This is a genomic window from uncultured Maribacter sp., assembly GCF_947500985.1.
In the GTDB taxonomy this organism is placed as follows: domain Bacteria; phylum Bacteroidota; class Bacteroidia; order Flavobacteriales; family Flavobacteriaceae; genus Maribacter.
Genome location: NZ_CANMTX010000002.1, coordinates 304859 through 324409 on the forward strand (window position 1 = coordinate 304859; position 19551 = coordinate 324409).

20 protein-coding genes are annotated in these 19551 nt (G+C 33.8%); 12 read left to right on the forward strand and 8 right to left on the reverse strand.

Translation table 11 applies throughout. The annotated features are described in order from the left end of the window. Positions 1–160 precede the first annotated feature (160 nt). The 10 genes from Q0871_RS04895 to Q0871_RS04940 all read left to right on the forward strand — a co-directional run bounded on the left by Q0871_RS04895 (position 161) and on the right by Q0871_RS04940 (position 8600). Positions 161–490, forward strand: a complete 330-nt coding sequence (locus Q0871_RS04895) for an iron-sulfur cluster assembly accessory protein (RefSeq protein ID WP_073241609.1) — start codon at positions 161–163, stop codon at positions 488–490. 77 nt (positions 491–567) lie between these two features. Continuing rightward, positions 568–2013, forward strand: a complete 1446-nt coding sequence (gene sufB, locus Q0871_RS04900) for a Fe-S cluster assembly protein SufB (protein WP_299318722.1) — start codon at positions 568–570, stop codon at positions 2011–2013. Positions 2014–2072: 59 nt separating this feature from the next. Further along, the gene (sufC, locus tag Q0871_RS04905) at positions 2073–2825 is read left to right on the forward strand and encodes a Fe-S cluster assembly ATPase SufC (RefSeq protein ID WP_133685917.1); all 753 of its coding nucleotides are present in this window, start codon (positions 2073–2075) and stop codon (positions 2823–2825) included. A gap of 79 nt (positions 2826–2904) precedes the next feature. Continuing rightward, the gene (gene sufD, locus Q0871_RS04910; RefSeq protein ID WP_299318731.1) at positions 2905–4221 is read left to right on the forward strand and encodes a Fe-S cluster assembly protein SufD; all 1317 of its coding nucleotides are present in this window, start codon (positions 2905–2907) and stop codon (positions 4219–4221) included. 121 nt (positions 4222–4342) lie between these two features. Further along, entirely contained in the window at positions 4343–4936 is a 594-nt protein-coding gene (locus Q0871_RS04915; protein ID WP_299318734.1) for an outer membrane beta-barrel protein, read from the forward strand. A 75-nt stretch (positions 4937–5011) separates the two neighbouring features. Next, complete coding sequence (locus Q0871_RS04920; RefSeq protein WP_299318737.1) at positions 5012–6226, forward strand: aminotransferase class V-fold PLP-dependent enzyme; 1215 nt, start codon at positions 5012–5014, stop codon at positions 6224–6226. A gap of 73 nt (positions 6227–6299) precedes the next feature. Next, on the forward strand, positions 6300–6725 hold the full coding sequence (locus tag Q0871_RS04925) for a SufE family protein (RefSeq protein WP_299318741.1): 426 nt from the start codon (positions 6300–6302) through the stop codon (positions 6723–6725). Between the two features lie 6 nt (positions 6726–6731). Next, on the forward strand, positions 6732–7064 hold the full coding sequence (locus Q0871_RS04930) for an SUF system Fe-S cluster assembly protein (RefSeq protein WP_299318744.1): 333 nt from the start codon (positions 6732–6734) through the stop codon (positions 7062–7064). 36 nt (positions 7065–7100) lie between these two features. Further along, positions 7101–7607 carry a DUF2480 family protein gene (locus Q0871_RS04935; protein ID WP_299318747.1) on the forward strand — a complete coding sequence of 169 codons (507 nt, stop codon included), beginning with the start codon at positions 7101–7103 and terminating at the stop codon, positions 7605–7607. A 72-nt stretch (positions 7608–7679) separates the two neighbouring features. Beyond that, positions 7680–8600 (forward strand): DUF3078 domain-containing protein, encoded by a 921-nt coding sequence (locus Q0871_RS04940; RefSeq protein ID WP_299318751.1) that lies wholly within the window; start codon positions 7680–7682, stop codon positions 8598–8600. A 280-nt stretch (positions 8601–8880) separates the two neighbouring features. On the opposite strand, the gene hflX is transcribed toward Q0871_RS04940, so the two are convergent. Then, positions 8881–10092 (reverse strand): GTPase HflX, encoded by a 1212-nt coding sequence (hflX, locus tag Q0871_RS04945; protein WP_299318756.1) that lies wholly within the window; start codon positions 10090–10092, stop codon positions 8881–8883. 166 nt (positions 10093–10258) lie between these two features. Between hflX and Q0871_RS04950 the strand changes: the two genes are divergently transcribed. Both Q0871_RS04950 and Q0871_RS04955 read left to right on the forward strand, forming a co-directional pair. Next, positions 10259–11236, forward strand: a complete 978-nt coding sequence (locus Q0871_RS04950; protein ID WP_299318760.1) for an endonuclease — start codon at positions 10259–10261, stop codon at positions 11234–11236. A 163-nt stretch (positions 11237–11399) separates the two neighbouring features. Next, positions 11400–13598: a S8 family serine peptidase gene (locus tag Q0871_RS04955; RefSeq protein WP_299318765.1), complete on the forward strand. Its 2199-nt coding sequence runs from the start codon at positions 11400–11402 to the stop codon at positions 13596–13598. 4 nt (positions 13599–13602) lie between these two features. Here the strand turns inward: Q0871_RS04955 and Q0871_RS04960 are convergent, their stop codons facing one another. The 7 genes from Q0871_RS04960 to Q0871_RS04990 form a co-directional block, all read right to left on the reverse strand. Beyond that, positions 13603–14112 (reverse strand): DUF3124 domain-containing protein, encoded by a 510-nt coding sequence (locus Q0871_RS04960; protein ID WP_299318768.1) that lies wholly within the window; start codon positions 14110–14112, stop codon positions 13603–13605. A 92-nt stretch (positions 14113–14204) separates the two neighbouring features. Then, on the reverse strand, positions 14205–14927 hold the full coding sequence (locus tag Q0871_RS04965) for a 3'-5' exonuclease (RefSeq protein ID WP_299318772.1): 723 nt from the start codon (positions 14925–14927) through the stop codon (positions 14205–14207). A 213-nt stretch (positions 14928–15140) separates the two neighbouring features. Then, positions 15141–15716, reverse strand: coding sequence for a hypothetical protein (locus Q0871_RS04970; RefSeq protein ID WP_299318774.1), 576 nt, complete (start codon positions 15714–15716; stop codon positions 15141–15143). Then, positions 15717–16682, reverse strand: a complete 966-nt coding sequence (locus Q0871_RS04975) for a YHYH protein (RefSeq protein WP_299318776.1) — start codon at positions 16680–16682, stop codon at positions 15717–15719. A 638-nt stretch (positions 16683–17320) separates the two neighbouring features. Next, the gene (locus Q0871_RS04980) at positions 17321–17983 is read right to left on the reverse strand and encodes a CPBP family intramembrane glutamic endopeptidase (protein ID WP_299318778.1); all 663 of its coding nucleotides are present in this window, start codon (positions 17981–17983) and stop codon (positions 17321–17323) included. Positions 17984–18098: 115 nt separating this feature from the next. Then, positions 18099–18935 carry a LytTR family DNA-binding domain-containing protein gene (locus Q0871_RS04985; protein ID WP_299318782.1) on the reverse strand — a complete coding sequence of 279 codons (837 nt, stop codon included), beginning with the start codon at positions 18933–18935 and terminating at the stop codon, positions 18099–18101. A 113-nt stretch (positions 18936–19048) separates the two neighbouring features. After that, positions 19049–19501 (reverse strand): GNAT family N-acetyltransferase, encoded by a 453-nt coding sequence (locus tag Q0871_RS04990; RefSeq protein ID WP_299318786.1) that lies wholly within the window; start codon positions 19499–19501, stop codon positions 19049–19051. Positions 19502–19551: the final 50 nt, after the last annotated feature.

Genomic DNA, 19551 nt, shown 5'->3' on the forward strand with positions numbered 1-19551 from the left:
ATAAACTTGTATTTAATCGATCATATATTTAAATAACTGCTTTACATTTTCTTGATAGTATTTCTCTATGAACTTATACTTTATAATAATGTTAGGTTCTATGGAAAAAACCTACTTATAACGTATATTTGTAAACTATTTAGATTAAATCTAGTTAATTATGATTCAAGTATCAGAAACGGCTAAACAGAAAGTAATCAACCTAATGACAGAAGAGGGTTTTGATGCTACGACGGATTATGTACGTGTAGGTGTAAAGAGCGGCGGATGCAGTGGCTTGTCATATGAGTTAAACTTCGATGATAAGAAAGACGATGCTGATAAAGTATTCGAAGACAATAACGTACGTATTATCGTAGATAAAAAAAGCTTTTTATATTTAGTAGGAACGGTGTTGGAATACTCTGGTGGATTAAACGGTAAAGGTTTTGTTTTTAACAATCCTAACGCTCAAAGAACTTGTGGTTGTGGCGAGAGTTTTTCATTGTAAAAAATAAGTTTTGAATATGTAAAATGATAGGTGAGTAAGTTTTAACTCATTTTCTTTTTACTTATTACATAGAATATATGGCATATACAGAAGAAGAATTAAAGAAAGAATTAGAAACCAAAGAGTATGAGTATGGTTTCTACACAGATATTGAATCTGATACATTTCCTGTTGGTTTAAACGAAGAAATTGTTATTGCAATTTCAAAGAAAAAGGAAGAACCAGAATGGATGACCCAATGGCGTTTAGAAGCTTTTCGTATTTGGGAAAGTATGGAAGAGCCTACATGGGCAAATGTGCATTATGAAAAACCAGATTTTCAAAAAATCAGTTATTATTCTGCGCCTAAATCTGCTGACCCTAACAAGACGTTAGATGATGTAGATCCAGATTTGTTAGAAATGTATCGTAAGCTTGGTATTTCTGTTGATGAGCAAAAGAAATTACAAAATGTAGCTGTTGATATTGTTGTTGATTCTGTTTCTGTAGCAACGACTTTTAAAAAGACACTTGCAGAAAAGGGAATTATTTTTATGCCTATTTCAGAGGCTATAAAAGAGCACCCAGAGTTAGTGAAAAAGTACATTGGTTCTGTAGTGCCACAAAAAGATAATTTTTATGCAGCTTTAAATTCTGCTGTATTTACAGATGGTTCTTTCTGTTACATTCCAAAAGGGGTAAGATGCCCAATGGAGCTTTCTACGTATTTTAGAATTAATCAAGCAGGTACAGGTCAATTTGAGCGTACGTTGCTAATTGCAGATGAAGATAGTTATGTAAGTTATCTTGAAGGTTGTACAGCTCCATCAAGAGATGAAAATCAATTACATGCAGCCGTAGTAGAGCTAATTGCTCTAGATGGTGCCGAGATAAAATATTCAACCGTTCAAAACTGGTTTCCTGGTAATAGTGAGGGTAAAGGTGGTGTTTTTAACTTTGTTACGAAAAGAGCTATTTGCGAGAAAAACGCTAAAGTTTCTTGGACTCAAGTTGAAACAGGTTCGGCAGTAACATGGAAATATCCTTCTTGTATTTTGAAAGGAGATAATTCTATCGGTGAATTTTATTCTATTGCTGTAACTAACAATTACCAACAGGCAGATACAGGTACAAAAATGATTCACCTTGGTAAAAATACCAAGAGTACTATTATATCTAAAGGTATTTCTGCAGGTAAATCACAAAACAGTTATAGAGGTTTGGTACAGATTAATAGCCGTGCCGATGGAGCGCGTAACTTCTCTCAATGCGATTCTTTATTAATGGGTAACGAGTGTGGTGCACATACCTTCCCGTATATTGAAGCAAAGAATAAAACGGCAATGATAGAACATGAGGCTACAACTAGTAAAATTGGTGAAGACCAAATTTTCTATTGTAACCAAAGAGGTATCGATACCGAGAAAGCAATTGCATTAATTGTAAATGGTTTTAGTAAAGAAGTATTAAATAAATTACCAATGGAATTTGCTGTTGAGGCTCAAAAATTATTGGAAATTAGTTTAGAAGGTTCTGTAGGATAAAAAGTAATTAAGATTTTAGTAAAACGCCATTGGCGCCACAATATTTAAAGTAACACATTATGTTGAAAATTAAAGATCTACATGCTAGCGTAGACGATAAGGAGATATTAAGAGGAATAAACCTAGAGGTTAAAGCAGGTGAAGTACATGCTATAATGGGACCTAACGGTTCTGGTAAAAGTACATTAGCTTCTGTAATTGCCGGAAACGAGCGTTTTGAGGTTACTCAAGGTTCTATTGAGTTAAGTGGTGAAGATTTAGAAGAAGTTTCTCCAGAAGAAAGAGCACACAAGGGTGTTTTTCTTTCTTTTCAATATCCAGTTGAGATCCCGGGTGTTTCTGTAACTAACTTTATGAAAACTGCTATTAACGAATCTCGTAAGGCTAAGGGTCTTGAAGATATGCCTGCCAAGGATATGTTGAAGCTGATTCGTGAAAAATCTGAGTTATTAGAAATTGACCGTAAGTTCTTATCTAGATCATTGAACGAAGGTTTTTCTGGTGGTGAGAAAAAGAGAAACGAGATTTTTCAAATGGCAATGTTAGAGCCAAAGGTTGCAATTTTAGATGAAACTGATTCTGGATTGGATATCGATGCTTTACGTATTGTTGCTAGCGGAGTTAACAAACTAAAGAGTAAGGATAACGCAGTTATCTTAATTACGCACTACCAACGTTTATTGGAGTATATCGTACCTGATTTTGTTCACGTTTTACATAATGGTAAAATTGTAAAATCTGGTGGTAAAGAACTTGCTCTAGAGCTTGAAGAAAAAGGATACGACTGGTTAAAGCAAGAAACGGCGGTGTAATTAAGTATACAGTATTCATTGGTAGTAATCAGAGATTGCGAACTGCCAACTGCTACTGTAAACTGGCAACTGAAAAAATATGGATTTAAAAGATAAATTGATTTCCTCTTTTATGGCGTTTGAGAACAACGTGGATGTTGAACATCCGGTACACGACGTTCGTATGGCAGCCATAAAAAACTTTGAGGAAAAAGGATTTCCTTCTAAAAAGGAAGAAGCTTGGAAATATACTTCATTAAATAGTTTACAAAAAATAGATTTCAGCATCTTTCCAAAAGAACAGAATGCGTTGGAATATAAGGACGTAAAACCTTATTTCATTCACGAGATAGATACCTATAAGATTGTTTTCGTAGATGGAATTTACAGTTCTTACCTTTCAGAAACTACGCATGATGGGGTAGATATCTGCTTAATGAGTGCAGCGCTTACAAAGCCAATGTACAAGCAGGTTATTGATGTATATTTTAATAAAATTGCATCTAAAGATGAGTCGTTAACTACTTTGAACACTGCGTTTAGTAGAGAAGGGGCTTACATCTATATCCCAAAAAATAAAATGCCTAAAAAACCAATTGAGATTTTACATTTCTCTACGGGTAACGAGGCCTCTCTTTTATTACAACCAAGAAATTTAATTGTAGTAGAAGAAAATGCTGAGGTTCAAATTATTGAGCGTCACCAGAGTTTAACATCAAACGACACACTTACTAATGCAGTAACTGAAATATTCGCTGCAAAAAGTGCTATTGTTGATTTTTATAAAATTCAGAACGATGCGGCTACGGCTTCATTAATCGATAATACGTATGTTGACCAAAAAGACAAAAGTGTTGTTAACGTTCATACTTTCTCTTTTGGGGGTAAATTAACGCGTAACAACCTTAACTTTTATCAAAACGGTGAGTATATAGATTCTACCATGAATGGTGTTACTATTCTAGGGGAAAAACAGCATGTGGATCATTACACATTAGTGCATCATATGCAACCTAATTGTGAAAGTCATCAAGATTATAAGGGTATTTATGGCGATAGCTCTACTGGTGTTTTTAATGGTAAAATTATCGTAGATAAAATTGCTCAGAAGACAAATGCTTTCCAAAAGAATAATAATATTCTCATTAGTGATAAAGCAAGCATTAATTCGAAACCTCAGTTAGAGATTTTTGCCGATGATGTAAAATGTTCACACGGTTGTACTATTGGTCAGTTAGATGAAGATGCTTTATTCTATTTACAGTCAAGAGGTATACCAAAGAAAGAAGCAAGAGCATTATTGATGTATGCATTTGCTAATAATGTATTATCTACGGTTCGTATTCCTGAACTAAAAGCTAGAATAAATAAATTGATTGCAGAAAAACTAGGGGTAAACCTTGGGTTTGATTTATAAGATATTCATTATTTTATTCAATTAAAATTAACGGTTCGTTAGGTTATTCTTAACGAGCCGTTGTATTTTCTTACATTACTAATAAGTTATTTTCGTCTTATAAATAATTAACTTGAAATTTATGAAACGACTTTTACTTGTCTCGGTTTTAGTATTTACTTCTATTATTTTACATGCTCAGGACCAGAAATGGAGTGTTGAGGCTAATTACCCATTCACATTAGATGATGGTGCATTCTCTAATAATGATGGAGCAATTGATTTAGGTATAAAATACCGCTTTTTTAGAACAGACTTAGTTCGTTTGGGTTTAGACCTTAATGGTGGTTTTGTATATGACAAAGCAGGTAAGAATAATGAAGATACGTTCAAGTCTAAAACATATCTTTTTCAACCGAAGGTGTTTGCGGAGTTTAGTGTGCCATTTGCACCAAAATGGCATCCTATGGTCGGTGTTGGTTATTCTGTTGTGAGTAATAATTTTAGTGGATCAATTTCAGGTACAGATTTTTCAGATCGCAGTGGGGCTGATGGAGGATTCAATTTTGATGTCGGAATCTCCTATGATATATCAAAAAGATTCTTTTTACAATTAAAGTATGATATGATATTACTTCAAGTTAAAGATGAGGTTGTATTTGATGATGAAAGAATAAACATTGATTTTAGAGAAAATATAGATCGCCTAAAAATAGGAGTAGGATTTAGATTCTAAAATAACATATTACAATACCCTTCATACCCGATATGTTTTCATTATCGGGTATCTTTGTATATAAGAAGATTGACTATGTTAGATATTAAAAAAATAAGAGAAGATTTTCCAATTCTTAAGCGTGAGGTGAACGGTAAACCATTAGTCTATTTAGACAATGCCGCTACTTCGCAAACTCCGCAGCAGGTTATAGATGTAATAGTAGATTATTACCAGAACTACAATGCCAATATTCACCGTGGGGTGCATACACTTTCGCAAGAAGCAACCGATAAATATGAACAAGCTAGAATTAAGATCCAGAAGCATTTTAATGCTGCTAAATCTTATGAAATCATATTCACATCGGGAACTACCCACAGTATCAACCTTGTTGCAAACGGATTCGCTTCTTTAATCAATAAAGGAGATGAGGTTATCGTTTCTGCTATGGAGCATCATTCTAATATTGTGCCGTGGCAAATGTTATGCGAACGTACGGGTGCTATTTTAAAAGTAATTCCTATGAATCTAGAAGGGGAATTACGAATGGATGTTTATGAGGAACTTCTAAACGACAAAACGAAATTGGTTTTTTGCAACCATATTTCGAATGCCTTAGGTACTATTAATCCAATAGAAGAAATTATTGAAAAGGCTCATAAAGTAGGTGCTGCCGTATTAATTGATGGTGCACAGGCTGCTCCTCATTTAATAGCAGATGTTCAAGCTTTAAATGTTGATTTTTATACTTGTTCTGCACATAAAATTTGTGGTCCAACAGGTGAAGGTATGTTATATGGCAAAGAAGAGTGGCTAAATAAATTACCACCGTATCAAGGTGGTGGCGAAATGATAGCAGAGGTTACTTTCGAAAAAACGACCTATGCCGATTTACCTCATAAATTCGAAGCTGGTACACCTAATATCTGTGGTGGTATCGCTTTTGGTGCTGCATTAGATTATATGAATGCTATTGGCTTTGATGAAATTGCAAAGTATGAGCACGAATTGCTAGAATATGCTACGCAAGAATTACTGAAGATAGACGGACTCAAAATTTACGGTACGGCTAAAAATAAGACTTCTGTTATTTCATTTAATATAGAAGGTATTCACCCGTATGATATGGGTAGTATTTTAGATAAATTAGGGATTGCAGTGCGTACAGGACATCATTGTGCACAACCTATAATGGATTTCTTTAAAATTCCTGGAACGGTACGTGCTAGTTTTGCTTTCTATAATACCAAAGAAGAAGTAGATGTACTTGTCGCAGGTGTTTTGAGAGCTAAAAGTATGTTGTTGTAATACAAAGTTTAACAGGTAATGTTAAGGTTTGAAATCCTTCAATTGTTATCGTATTTTTGCATAAAATAAAGCAATGGAAATTAAAGAGATACAGGAAGAGATTATAGATGAATTTTCTATGTTCGATGATTGGATGCAGCGCTATGAGTACATGATCGATCTTGGCAAGTCACTTCCATTAATTAACGAAGAGTTTAAGACTGACGATAACATTATTAAAGGTTGTCAAAGTAAGGTTTGGGTACATGCCGAATTAGAAGATAATAAATTGGTCTTCACTGCAGATAGTGATGCTATTATTACCAAGGGAATTATTGCCATTCTAATACGTGCATTTAGCAACCAAAAACCGCAGGATATTTTGGATGCCGATACGCAGTTTATTGATGAAATTGGGTTAAAAGAGCATTTATCGCCTACAAGGGCAAACGGTTTGGTAAGTATGATCAAACAATTAAAGTTATACGCAGTAGCGTATCAAACACAAATTGAAGACTAGAAGATTATGAGTGATGAAAATATAGCTGAAGACAGCGCAGAGTTAGGAGAGAAAATCGTTAAGATTTTAAAGAGCATATACGATCCAGAAATTCCTGTAGATATCTATGAACTTGGATTAATCTATGATGTTTTGGTAAATGAAGATAATGAAGTTAAGATTTTAATGACACTTACATCTCCAAACTGTCCGGTTGCAGAAAGCTTGCCGGCAGAAGTAGAGGAAAAAGTAAAATCATTAGACGCTATTAAAGATGCTGAGGTTGAAATTACTTTTGATCCTCCTTGGACACAAGATTTAATGAGCGAAGAAGCAAAGTTAGAATTAGGACTTCTTTAAAAACAGAAGTTTCATTCCGATTCAAAATACGCCGGTATGCAAGATGAAATCGTAAATAAAGTTGCCCAGAGTAAACTGATTACTTTTAACCTAGAAGATCACTATCCGAAAGGGAATAGAGTAGTTTTAGATATTAAAGACTGGCTATATGAAGGTTTTATTCTAAAGGAAAAGGAATTCAGAAGTTTTGTAGAAGCGCATGACTGGTCTCAATATGAGGGTGCTTATGTTGCTATGCAATGTTCTACAGATGCTATTGTACCCGGTTGGGCATATTTGCTATTAAGTGTAAAGCTTAGTGGTATAGCAAAAAAGGCAATTCAAGGTACTTTGGTAGATTTAGAAACCAGTATTTATCAGTCTATAATTGACAATATTGATGTTTCTGAATATCAAGATCAACTAATTATTATTAAAGGATGCAGTAAAAAACCTGTACCTGCTAACGCATATCTGTTTCTCGCAGAGCGTTTAAAACCGGTTGCAAAGTCTATTATGTATGGTGAAGCTTGCTCTTCTGTGCCATTATATAAAAGAAAATAACATAATCGTGCTAAAAGAAGTTCTCAAGTATTATTACCTTTGCGCCACTATAAATTATAAACATTAATTATTATGAAGAAAATTGTATTAACACTAGCCCTTGCATTTGTTGCAACTGTTGGTTTTTCTCAAACAGAAGAAGAACTAAAAGGTCAATTAGGTGCAGCGAAAGATTCTATTGCAGCTATTCAAGGAAGAGCTGACGCTATTCAAGGTGAAATAGATGCACTACCAGGTTGGAAAATTGGTGCATTCGGTACTATTGGTGCTAACTTAAGTAGCTTTAACAACTGGTACGGTCAAGGTACTCCAGATTTATCTTCTGGTAGCATTGGTGTAACAGTAAATGCTTTTGCTAATTTGAACGAAGAGAAGTTCTTTTGGAGAAACTCTGGTAACTTAAACTTAGCATGGGTAAAATTCGACGACAAGAACGACGATACTGATGATGACAGTTTCAAAAATGGTACTGATGTATTTAACATCACGTCTCTTTACGGTAGAAAGCTTAATGAAAAATGGGCTATTTCTGGTTTAGCTGAGTACAGAACTACAATTCTAGATAACTTTAATGATCCAGGATACCTTGATTTAGGTGTTGGTGCTACTTGGACTCCTATTGCTGATTTAGTTGTTGTAATTCACCCATTAAACTACAACTTCGTATTTAGTAACGGTGATTCTGTATTTGAATCTTCTTTAGGTGCTAAAATCGTTGCTGATTATACAAAGCAAATTGGTGCAATTAATTTTAAATCTAATCTTTCTATGTTTCAAAGCTATGAGAGCGGTGATCTTTCTAATACTACTTGGATCAACTCTTTTGGTTACACATTATGGAATGGTATTGGTTTAGGTTTCGAATTTGGTTTACGTGATAACAAACAAGAAGCATTAAATTTCGCATTAACTGATACTCCTACTGAAACGTTTGATACAGTTGATAACAAGTTACAGACGTATTTCTTATTTGGTCTTAACTACTCTTTGTAGTCTTAGATAGTATTTTAGAAAATAACATATAATAAAAAAGCCCTCTATATAGAGGGCTTTTTTCGGTTAAGTAATTATCGTAAAATTTGGGTTTTACTTTTTAGTTTTCATAAGTTAAATATCGATTTGGGGTCAAGACTTATCTTAAGTACACTGTAAAATTAACTCATATGGTCTTGTTGCAAAGAATTTATGTTGTGAACTAAAGCCATATTGTGGTGAGATTTACCATCGGTTTAATTTCATCGATGAACTACATAAATTTGATTGTAATTGAAGTCTAATACTCGTCTAAATGCTCTGGGTATAGAAAATTATTATACGGAAAACGCGTAACGTGAATATCTCTTACCTCGTCATAAACACGTTTTCTAAATTCATCTAGATTTTCTTTGTTTAGTGCTGAGATAAAAATGGCACGATCGCCCACTTTTTCCATCCAAGTTTGTTTCCAATCATTAATGGTAAAATGTTTTCCTGTGCGTTCGGTAATTAAATCATCATCATCTATGGTATCATGCTCGTACTGATCAATTTTATTGAAGACCATGATTATTTTCTTATCTGAACTTTTGATTTCAGATAATATATGGTTTACAGACTCTATATGCTCTTCAAACTGTGGGTGAGAGATGTCTACAACATGTAATAGTAAATCTGCTTCGCGTACTTCATCTAAAGTGCTTTTAAAGCTTTCTACTAGCTGTGTAGGTAGTTTTCTGATGAATCCTACAGTATCACTTAATAAGAAGGGAAGATTGCCTATAACAACTTTTCTTACCGTAGTATCTAGTGTAGCAAATAATTTGTTCTCTGCGAATACATCACTTTTGCTAATTACATTCATTAAGGTAGACTTACCAACATTCGTATAACCTACCAATGCAACTCTAACCAAAGCACCACGGTTACCCCTTTGGGTTTCCATTTGGCGATCTATCTTTAAAAGCTTCTTTTTTAATAGGGTAATACGGTCACGAACAATACGTCTATCTGTTTCAATTTCGGTTTCTCCAGGTCCGCGCATACCAATGCCACCTTTTTGGCGCTCAAGGTGTGTCCATAATCCTGTTAGTCTTGGCAATAAGTATTCATATTGCGCAAGTTCAACCTGTGTTCTGGCATAACTTGTTTGTGCACGCTGTGCAAATATGTCTAAGATCAAACTGGTACGATCAATAATCTTACAACGTAATTGTTTTTCAATATTACGTTGTTGACCAGGTGTAAGTTCATCATCGAAAATAACCGAGCCAATTTCATGCTCTTCAACATATTTTTCGATTTCTTCCATTTTCCCAGTTCCAATCATGGTTTTTGGGTTGGGTACGTCCATTCGTTGGGTAAAACGTTTGTATACTTCTCCACCAGCGGTATACGTTAGAAATTCTAGTTCATCTAAATATTCCTTAACCTTTTCCTCATTTTGATCTTTATTGATGATACCAATAAGAACCGCTTTTTCATAATCTATACTCTTCTTTTCTATCATAAATTCCGTAAAGTGTAAAATTAAGCATTTACCGATAAGCTATTTCGTATTTTTATTGACTCGATAATCGAAATTATGGGCTCTGGAGCTTTCTAAGGAATATTAAATTAATTTTTCCCGAATGTCTCTTTGCTTCTCTAGAATTAGTTTCTCCTTAAAATAATACATGCGATTTCCATTCTTTAAAAAAAAGACAAAAAAACAGCGTTATACGATTGCATTCTACAATTTAGAGAATCTATTTGATCCAGAGCGTAATACCAAAATTTTAGACAAAGATTATACGCCTAATGGGGCAAAAAAATGGACTGTTGAGCGATATCAACGTAAACTAGATAAACTTGCAAAGACTATTGTTAAAATAGGTGATGAAGACCACTCTTACCCACCTGCATTAATAGGTGTTGCCGAAGCTGAAAATAATAGTGTTTTTAAAGCATTGTTAGATACCGATGCTATGGACGATTTGGATTATGGGTTTGTACACTATGATTCACCAGATGAACGAGGTATAGATACAGGTCTTATTTACCGAAAGCGTTTTTTTAAAGTATTACATTCAGAACCATTAACCTTATTGGTTGATAATGCTGGCGGAGTTAGAGATACAACCAGAGATATACTATATGTAAAGGGAGAATTAAATAAAGAATTGGTACATGTTTTTGTCAATCACTGGCCCTCTAGAAGAGATGGTGGTGTAGAGACAGAATACAAGAGGGTTATTGCTGCCAACGAAATAGTTCAGAAAATTAAAATAATAAGGGAAACTGAATTGGATCCCAATATTATTGTAATGGGCGATTTCAATGATGATCCCTCTTCAAAAAGTCTTCAAACGATGACAGAAGGGTCTGGTCTTTTTAATCCGTTTGAGATAATACATATACCCAATAGTAAAGGCTCGTCTGTATATGGTGGTAAATGGAATATGTTCGATCAAATATTGCTATCCAACTCTTTTTTCAATTATGAAAAAAATACACATAGTTTTGATAGTGCGGCAATCTTTGATCATAAGTCTTTAAAAGAAAAGAAGGGTAAATATAAAGGTACGCCTTACAGAACATTTGTGTCTGATCGTTATATGGGTGGTTATAGCGATCACTTTCCGGTTTATGCGCTGTTCACCTTTAATTCTTAAAGTATCGTATATCGAAAGAAAAGTCTTACACATCATAAATTGATGTTTTCACAACAGGTTCAACATAATGTTTAAGTATTTCATCGAATAAAAGAGGTCATTCACCGAACCCTCCATTAGGTTTATATATTTGTAGTCCAAATCTTACAAAAACAATCTAAGGATGAATACGTACAATACCACCTACCGTACATATAGTTTTTTAATAATACTATTTTTTGTGTTCTCAGCAGTAAATAAAGTTAACGGTCAAACTTCTCAAGAACGTTTAAAAATTGCTGCTAATAATAAGAAGACTGAATTGGCAAATTTCAAGTCGAATTTGGTTTCTGAATATGCTCTTGAAAGAACTCACCTTAAAGAGGTAGCAAAACTGAACAATTGGAAAATCAAGGAAACCTTAGCAAACGGTAAAAAAATTGAATTGCAAGATATTGGTACAGATGGTAGTCCTTTATATTATGAAACCTATTCTGATTTGGCTGGGTTAGTTTCTAGAGCAAGTACTTTGAATACAGATGGTTTAATGGGACTTCACTTAGATGGTGATGGAATGAAAGTTGGTGTTTGGGATGCTGGTGTTGCCTTAGAAAATCATATCGAATATACATCTAGGGTTATTATTGGTGATGATAATGCCGAGGTTGGTACCCATGCTACGCACGTTACAGGAAGTATAATTTCTACGGGACTTAAAAGAGATGCTAAAGGTGTAGCCAATATGGCTCAGGTAATATCTCATGACTGGACAAGAGATAAAATTGAAGTAACCGAAGCTGCTGCTGACGGACTTCTACTTTCTAACCACTCATACGGTATTAAAGCTGATCGCGTGCCAGACTGGTATTTTGGTGCTTACACTAAAGTAGCTCAAGATTGGGATAAGATTATGTACAATGCTCCTTACTATTTAATGGTAACAGCGGCAGGTAATGCACAAAAGAGCAGAGATAACTTAGAACCAACATACGGTAAAACAGCTGATGGTTTTGATGTATTGTTAGGTTTTACCATTTCAAAAAATAATATTACTGTTGCTGGTGCAATTTCTAAGATTGACGGAAACGGAGATTTGAAAAATGCAGATGTTTGTAACTATAGTAGCTTCGGTCCGGTTGATGATGGTAGAATTAAGCCAGACATCGCTGGTAACGGTGGTGCTATTCTTTCTACAGATGCCGCTAGTAATACTAGCTATGAAACTTCTTCTGGTACTTCAATGGCTACACCAGGGGTTACCGGGTCATTATTATTATTACAACAGTACAACAAAGAATTATATGGTGAGTATATGAAAGCAGCGACCTTAAAAGGTTTGGCTTTACATACTGCAGATGATATTGACGATTTAGGTCCAGATTATAAAACGGGATGGGGCATTATGAATTCGAAAATTGCTGCTGAGGTATTGAACAATAAAGATTTTTCTAGTCATATTGCTGAAGAAACATTAGAAAACGGAAACTCATTTTCATTTGATGTAACAGCAGAAGAGAACGAAACATTAATCGCTTCAATCTCTTGGACAGATGTACAATCTAGTTTTATTAATTCTGGTGAAATTAACAATACAACTGCTACATTGGTAAATGACCTTGATATTAGAATCACTAAAAACGGACAAACTTTTTTGCCTTGGAAATTGAATCCTGCCCAGGCTGCTAGCGCAGCAACGAAAGCAGATAATAAAGTTGATCCTTTTGAAAGAGTTGAAATACCTAATGCAAATGGCACCTATACGATTACCGTTACCCATAAAGGTGAACTTGTAAACGATATGCAAGATTTTTCATTGATTGTTTCAGGTGTTGCTATGACTACATGTTCTATAAATGCACCAGAAGTTGGTCTTGATGAAGCTGAAATGTCTACTATAAAATTAGCTTGGAATGCTTCAGAAGACGCACTTTATGAAATTCAGTATAAAGAAGTTCACCAACAAGAATGGTCTACAGAGTATATTTCTGTAAATAACTTTAGCTGGAAGGGATTGTTAAGTGATACTACCTATTCTTTTAGATTAAGAACGTTCTGCTCACAAAACATCGCTTCTGAATTTAGTAATGTGGCTACGTTTACTTTTAAAGGTGAAGAGACAGCGTTAGAAATCTTACATGCTTTAAATGAAGATTCTAATATTCCGTTTAGCGTTTATCCAAACCCTGCGGTAGACGAAATACAGTTGAATGTAAAAACGTCTGATACTACTACCTATAGAATAATGAGTACAGGTGGTGTAGCATTGAAAATGGATAAAGCATCAGATGCTAGAATCAACGTTTCAGATTTACCTTCAGGTTTGTATATATTACAAATTCAAGATTCGAATATCAACAAAAGCACGAAATTCTATAAGTACTAGAACCCTATTTTATTCTTCTAGATTGTGTAGTAAATGAGAGTCCTTGTTGGCCAACGGTAGAATTCATAATACCTTCAAATAATGGCTCTGGGCAATCTTTTGGTGCTTGCCATTCAAAAATAAAGTTAGAACCGGTACCACCTTCAACATCCATTTCGTCAATAATAATTTCAGCCGTTTCTAAAGGAGCCAAATAAATAGGGTGGCTAAAGTAATTTCTTAATGAAACCCCATGCGTGTCAAAATACTCAGCTTTAGAAAGGTAAATAGTATCGACATCACTTGTATTTCGTAAGCTCACCATAGCGGTTAAATTATGGGTCTTATGCTCAGAGCTACTATAGATTTGAGAATAGATAGACAGGTAAGACTTACCAAACTCTAAAGAATCTTGAACCTTCATGGTAATTTTTCTCTTAGACCAGTTTTCAGGGTGTATAGAGCTTATTTCCTTTTCTTGTAAACAGCTAGCCAGTAATACAACTACAGAGAATAATAAGATGATTTTTTTCATAGATATGGCTCGTTTTAAACATATGTCGTTACTAACAAAATTACATCATTAGTCCTGTTTTTATATGGATGGATGCTAATTTTAACGTGTTTCTATTCATTAGCTACTTTTTTGACTTCACTATCTTTTAGTAATTCTTGATTTCTTAATCTTAAATAGACCTGTGCAGTAGTCAATACGTCTAATTCGCAATAGGTAACAATACGGCTTAAATCGTTTTGCTCATAATATACTACACGCACCATACTGCCATCTATATCTTCTTTTGGTGAAGGTATGCCCAGTACATGTGCCATAAGTTTTAACGAAGTAAAATGTTTGTAGTCACCAAATTTCCACAGCTCCATGGTGTCTATGTGCGGAACTTCCCATGGTTTTTTGCCAAATAAGTCTAGTTTTTGAGGTAGCGATATACCGTGAATAATCATTCTTCTAGCGATATACGGAAAGTCGAACTCTTTACCATTGTGCGCACAAAGTACGTTTTTAACGTGGTTAAAATGCTCATCTAGCAAACCTTTGAAATCTTGTAAAAGTGTAGCTTCTTCGCCATAAAAAGTGGTTATTCTAAAACTACGCACTTCTTTTTGAAACGTAAAATAACCTACAGATATACAAATAATTTTACCGAACTCTGCCCATATTCCGGCACGCTCGTAGAACTCTTCTGCAGTTACATTATCTTTTCTTTGGTATTGAGATTTTTGCGCCCACAATTCTTGTGTAGTTTCATCTAACTGGTCAAAAGAACTTTTTTCAGGTACGGTTTCTATATCTAAAAACAAGATATTTTCAAGATGTATTTTATCAGGCATAGAAAGGTAAGATACTAATAAGTAGGAAATTATAACAATTTCGCTTTTGACTTACTTAATGATATAGGAAATTTTAATTTCCTATATCTGATAAAACCAGACAATTTTAATTGATGTTGTGAGGGATTTATTGTGTTTTAAATTTTTAAGCATATTAGGGTATACTTAGCTAGGTAATAAAGCACGTCATTCAGCAAATTAAAACTGAGACAATTAACTATTCATACCGTGGTCATTGTTTTTTTGATAAAATCTATTGCCCAAAAATATAAATGGTATTATTAGTAGAAGGAAATACCAATTACCTGATGGCATTTTTTGATTTACATTAAAATGATTTATTGCTTTTGAGGTTTTATACGTTTTTTTACTGATTGCTAATTTGTTGTAATTGACTTGATTGTCATAAACGTTAAACATAATTGTATTGGTAACTTCAAATAAATCACTACCGCTAAAAACTATTAAATAACTGTTTTGATTAGAATGGTCGTTGTTTTCTAACTCCTTATAATTTTGAAATTGAAGTAGCTCTCCAGATTTATTTTTTAGAATGAGATTTGCTTTAATGTATTCTATAAAAGTATGCTCAAAATCTTTTTTGCTTGCCGTATTTTCAAGGGAAGGATTGTATGCTATCAGAGCATTTCTCATTGTCCAAGGGAATCCGGCTTTAATTTCAATGGTGTTCTCTTTCTGAGTAATTACGAAAAAGGCTTCATTTGTTTCATGTGCTACTACTAAACTACTGTACAGACATACAAAACAGCATATCAATATATTTTTCATTTACGCACCAATTTTAAAATCATTAGAAGGTATTCCTTTAAAATATCTTGGGATGCTAGGGAATTCATCAGTAATTACATAATAATATGTTCCTAATGGGTATTCTGGCGTAACACCAGTTCTACCATTGGCTTCATCTAAAGTCCCTAAACCTGTACTGTATTCATAATCATTAGAGTAAACTCCATTGTACGTATCGCAAGGTGCAGTTATTCCATCTCCTGTTCTATTGCCCGTTTTTAATTGGTAACTTGATGTCATTTCAATTATAGAAGATGAATTATCCGAAGCGTCTGTAAATGCATATTTATAGTAAATAGGAAATCCGTCTGCCGCATATCCAACTAAAGTCATTTGATCATTTGGAATATTTAAATTCTGTAAATAAAGGGTTGGTGAACCATGATAATGATATTTTCCTGTGGGTTGTACATGTGCATTGTTACAGTCTAAACCTAAGTTAACATTTAAAGCCTCTAAATTCCATTCCCAATTTACATTAGCACTCATAATTCCTTCGTGCGGGAAGGGTTCGGCAGCCACAGGATCTAATTCCACCCCATTTAATAAAACGCCAAAAGAATATTGCGGACCTACATTTGTACCTACGCCAGTTGTAGAAAGTAAAGGAGTAAAGTTTGAAGCAGCAGTTGGATTTAGAGTGATGTTATACGTTTCAGATTGTTCTGAAATAGCATTGGGATTTAGCGATCCAGGACCTCCACCAAAAATCCCCACCAAGTGTTCAGGAATACTATTTGCTGTGATTGTTCTTATACCACCTGACATGGACTCCTCAAATTCAGAATTAAAAGCCAAAGTTGTATTGCAATCGCCTCTTGTATCGTCTAAGACTTGGTCTGAAAAACAAGTTGCTGTTGCTGTTGTTGTGTTTTGGTCATCACTACTACAGCTAATTATAGATGTAAAAGAAAAGATAACTGATACTGATTTCAGAAAATTCATGGGGAAATGGTAATAAGTTATTACTTAGACCTTCTATTTATTAAAAGGTTTAAGTATACTGGTATAGATTAAAATCTTAACCAACTATTAATTAAACGTAAATAAGTGCGTTAAAATATATTTTTAGAAGAAATATGGTAATCCACGAATAAATTTAAGTGTGACTTACGGTTCGGCTGATATTTTCTAAGGATACTACTAATCTAAAATTAGGTTTAATTAGTCACGAAGTGCTTTATAAAGATTATTACCTTATAATTAACGAACCGACCAACTGGTCTGTTTTTTATAATCAAAATGTCCGCAAAATTCTTGAGACAAAAGATAGCCTTCACTATTTTATCGATAAAATGCAAAAAGTAGGAAGTTAAATGAGTGTTTCAGGAGCCAAACAAACCAAGTGGTTTGTTTTTTGGTATTGAAAAGAGAGGTTAGAATGATCTATTTCTTACTATAAGTTATGAATTTAAGAAGATTTGCGTTTTATGTTTCTGCTCGCAGACACGTAAAACGCAAATCTTTCATTATGAACCTATATCCGTTGTTGTTAGGGTTACTGTTTTATTTTTATGAAATAAGATGCACAGTGAATATCTAATCAAGGTAGGTGATGATGTAACTAGTGTTTCCAGTTATCATTATGCCAATCCGTAGTAAATACAAATCAACGATATGGTATCAAAAAAACCATGTACGGCAATTACAAACCATAAATCGTATTTGCGTAGGTAGAATATCAATGCTATGAGCCCTCCGACGGTACCTGCGACTATTTGTCCGGTAATTCCTTGGTAACTATGCATGAAGCCAAAAAAACAAGCCAACAAGACGATATTAAGAACAATACTGAATTTGCTTTCTCCAAAGAATTTTACAAACTGTCTCATGAAATAACCACGAAAAATAATTTCTTCTCCAAACCCAGCAGTAGCCCAAACTACTACTAAAGCAATTAAGCAAGCGGAAAGATTTCCTTCTAATTCTTTAAAACTAGAATAATCTATAGGAACTCCTGTGAGTTTTGTAATTCCAGGAACCAATAAAAAGACATAAAAAGTAAAGAGACCTAGTGCGACTAATGGCGCTTGTACGAAGATATTTTTGACTGTGAATTTTTCACGTTGAAAACCTAGCGCTGAAAATAGCTTTTTTTTGTATTCTATATAATTTGATAAGATGATTATTATAGAAACAACGATGTTTTCTATATAACTAAATTGTAGTGGTCCAAACCATATAAAGCAGATAACTGCAATGGTAATTAATGGAATTACTATTTGGCGTAAGGTAACTTTGTTCATTATTTTTGGTTTTTAAATTCTAAACGAATTAATGAACAAAAACGCTGAAACCCCTTTTAATTATTGATGTTCTTACTGAGTGGTAGTAAATTAATTACTGAATAGTCGGTGTTTATTATTGAAACCAATTCAAAAATTCTTTTCGCTTGTACCGACTGATATTTATTTCTTTAATAGCATCATTTTCAATAGCTGCTTTTAATTGAATACGTAGTTTACCATTTTCAATTTTTTCTATTTCTTCTACAGCATCTTTGTGAACTATAATTTGCCGGTTGGCTCTATAAAACAATTGATTGTTTATTTTTTCTTCCAGCTCATTCAATATAAAATCGGTGCTTATTGTTGTGCCATCATTTTTAACAGCAAATACTATTTTATTTTCACTAAAAAAACATGCAATATTTTCATAAGCGAGTTTTGTGGTTTTTGCACCGCTTTCTATGGTTACAACAGCATCTTTTATAGATGACTTATATAAATTGTAAATGTCTTGGGCATACGACAACCCTATAAGAATAAAACTCAATAGTAAGGTAATGAGTAAACCTATTAGTAAATAATAGAACTCTATCTCTCCATCTACGACTAGACTAAAAATAAAATTTACAGGAATATACATGAGTGTAATATATCCTAAGGTTGAAGCCATAAACCATATAATAGCTGTGATTTCAACTTTTTTATAGAAATGCTTTTTCTTGTAATATTGAAAGTTAACCTCGGTTATGATGCCTATAAGAATACACAAAACAATAGATGCCAAAAAACCTTCAATGGGGAATCTATAAGTATCACCATCAGGAAAACTTTCTGGTGTCGCTAAATGGTTTAGTACTAAAGAGAAAATAATCAATACTACTACTTTCTTAAACCAACGCCCTGCAGAACCATTCATAAAAGTGTGCCAGTCGGTTTTTAGGGTGTTTTTGGTTGTTGGTACGGTGCTCATTAATTAGAAGCTCTATTTTTTGGCAGTTAACCTATTTTTATACCGTGTAGTATAAAAATAGTAGTAGATTAATATGCGCTAACTTTTCAGTTAAACACAGGCTTTTATAATACTTACTTTATTCCATTATATACATTCGGGTTATGTTTCTCCATATAAAATTCAGGATGAGGTATTTCCGTAAACCCAAACTTTTTATAAAGCCATTCAGCTGTATCAGTTAATAAAATCCAGCGTCTTAATCCTTGAAGATTGGGGTGTTCCATTATTTCGTTGATCAGCCATTTACTTAATCCCTTTCCTCTATGTTCTTTTAGAATATAAACATCTCCTAAATATGCAATAGTTGAATAGTCAGAAATTATTATAGCAAAGCCAATTTGTTGGTCTTTGTAATAAAGACCAAAATTTAAAGAATTTTCAATAGATGTTTTTAAAGTATTGAGTGGAATTCCGTTAGCCCAATCAGTTTGGTTTGCAAGAAATTTGTGAATGCTCGAGATATGTAATTTATTCCTGTCAGTTGAAATGGTGTACTCATTTCTATGTGTCTCTCTAATTTCCAATTCAGTTTTCTTAATTAATACCTCCTTCTACACACGAAGCTAAAGCTTTT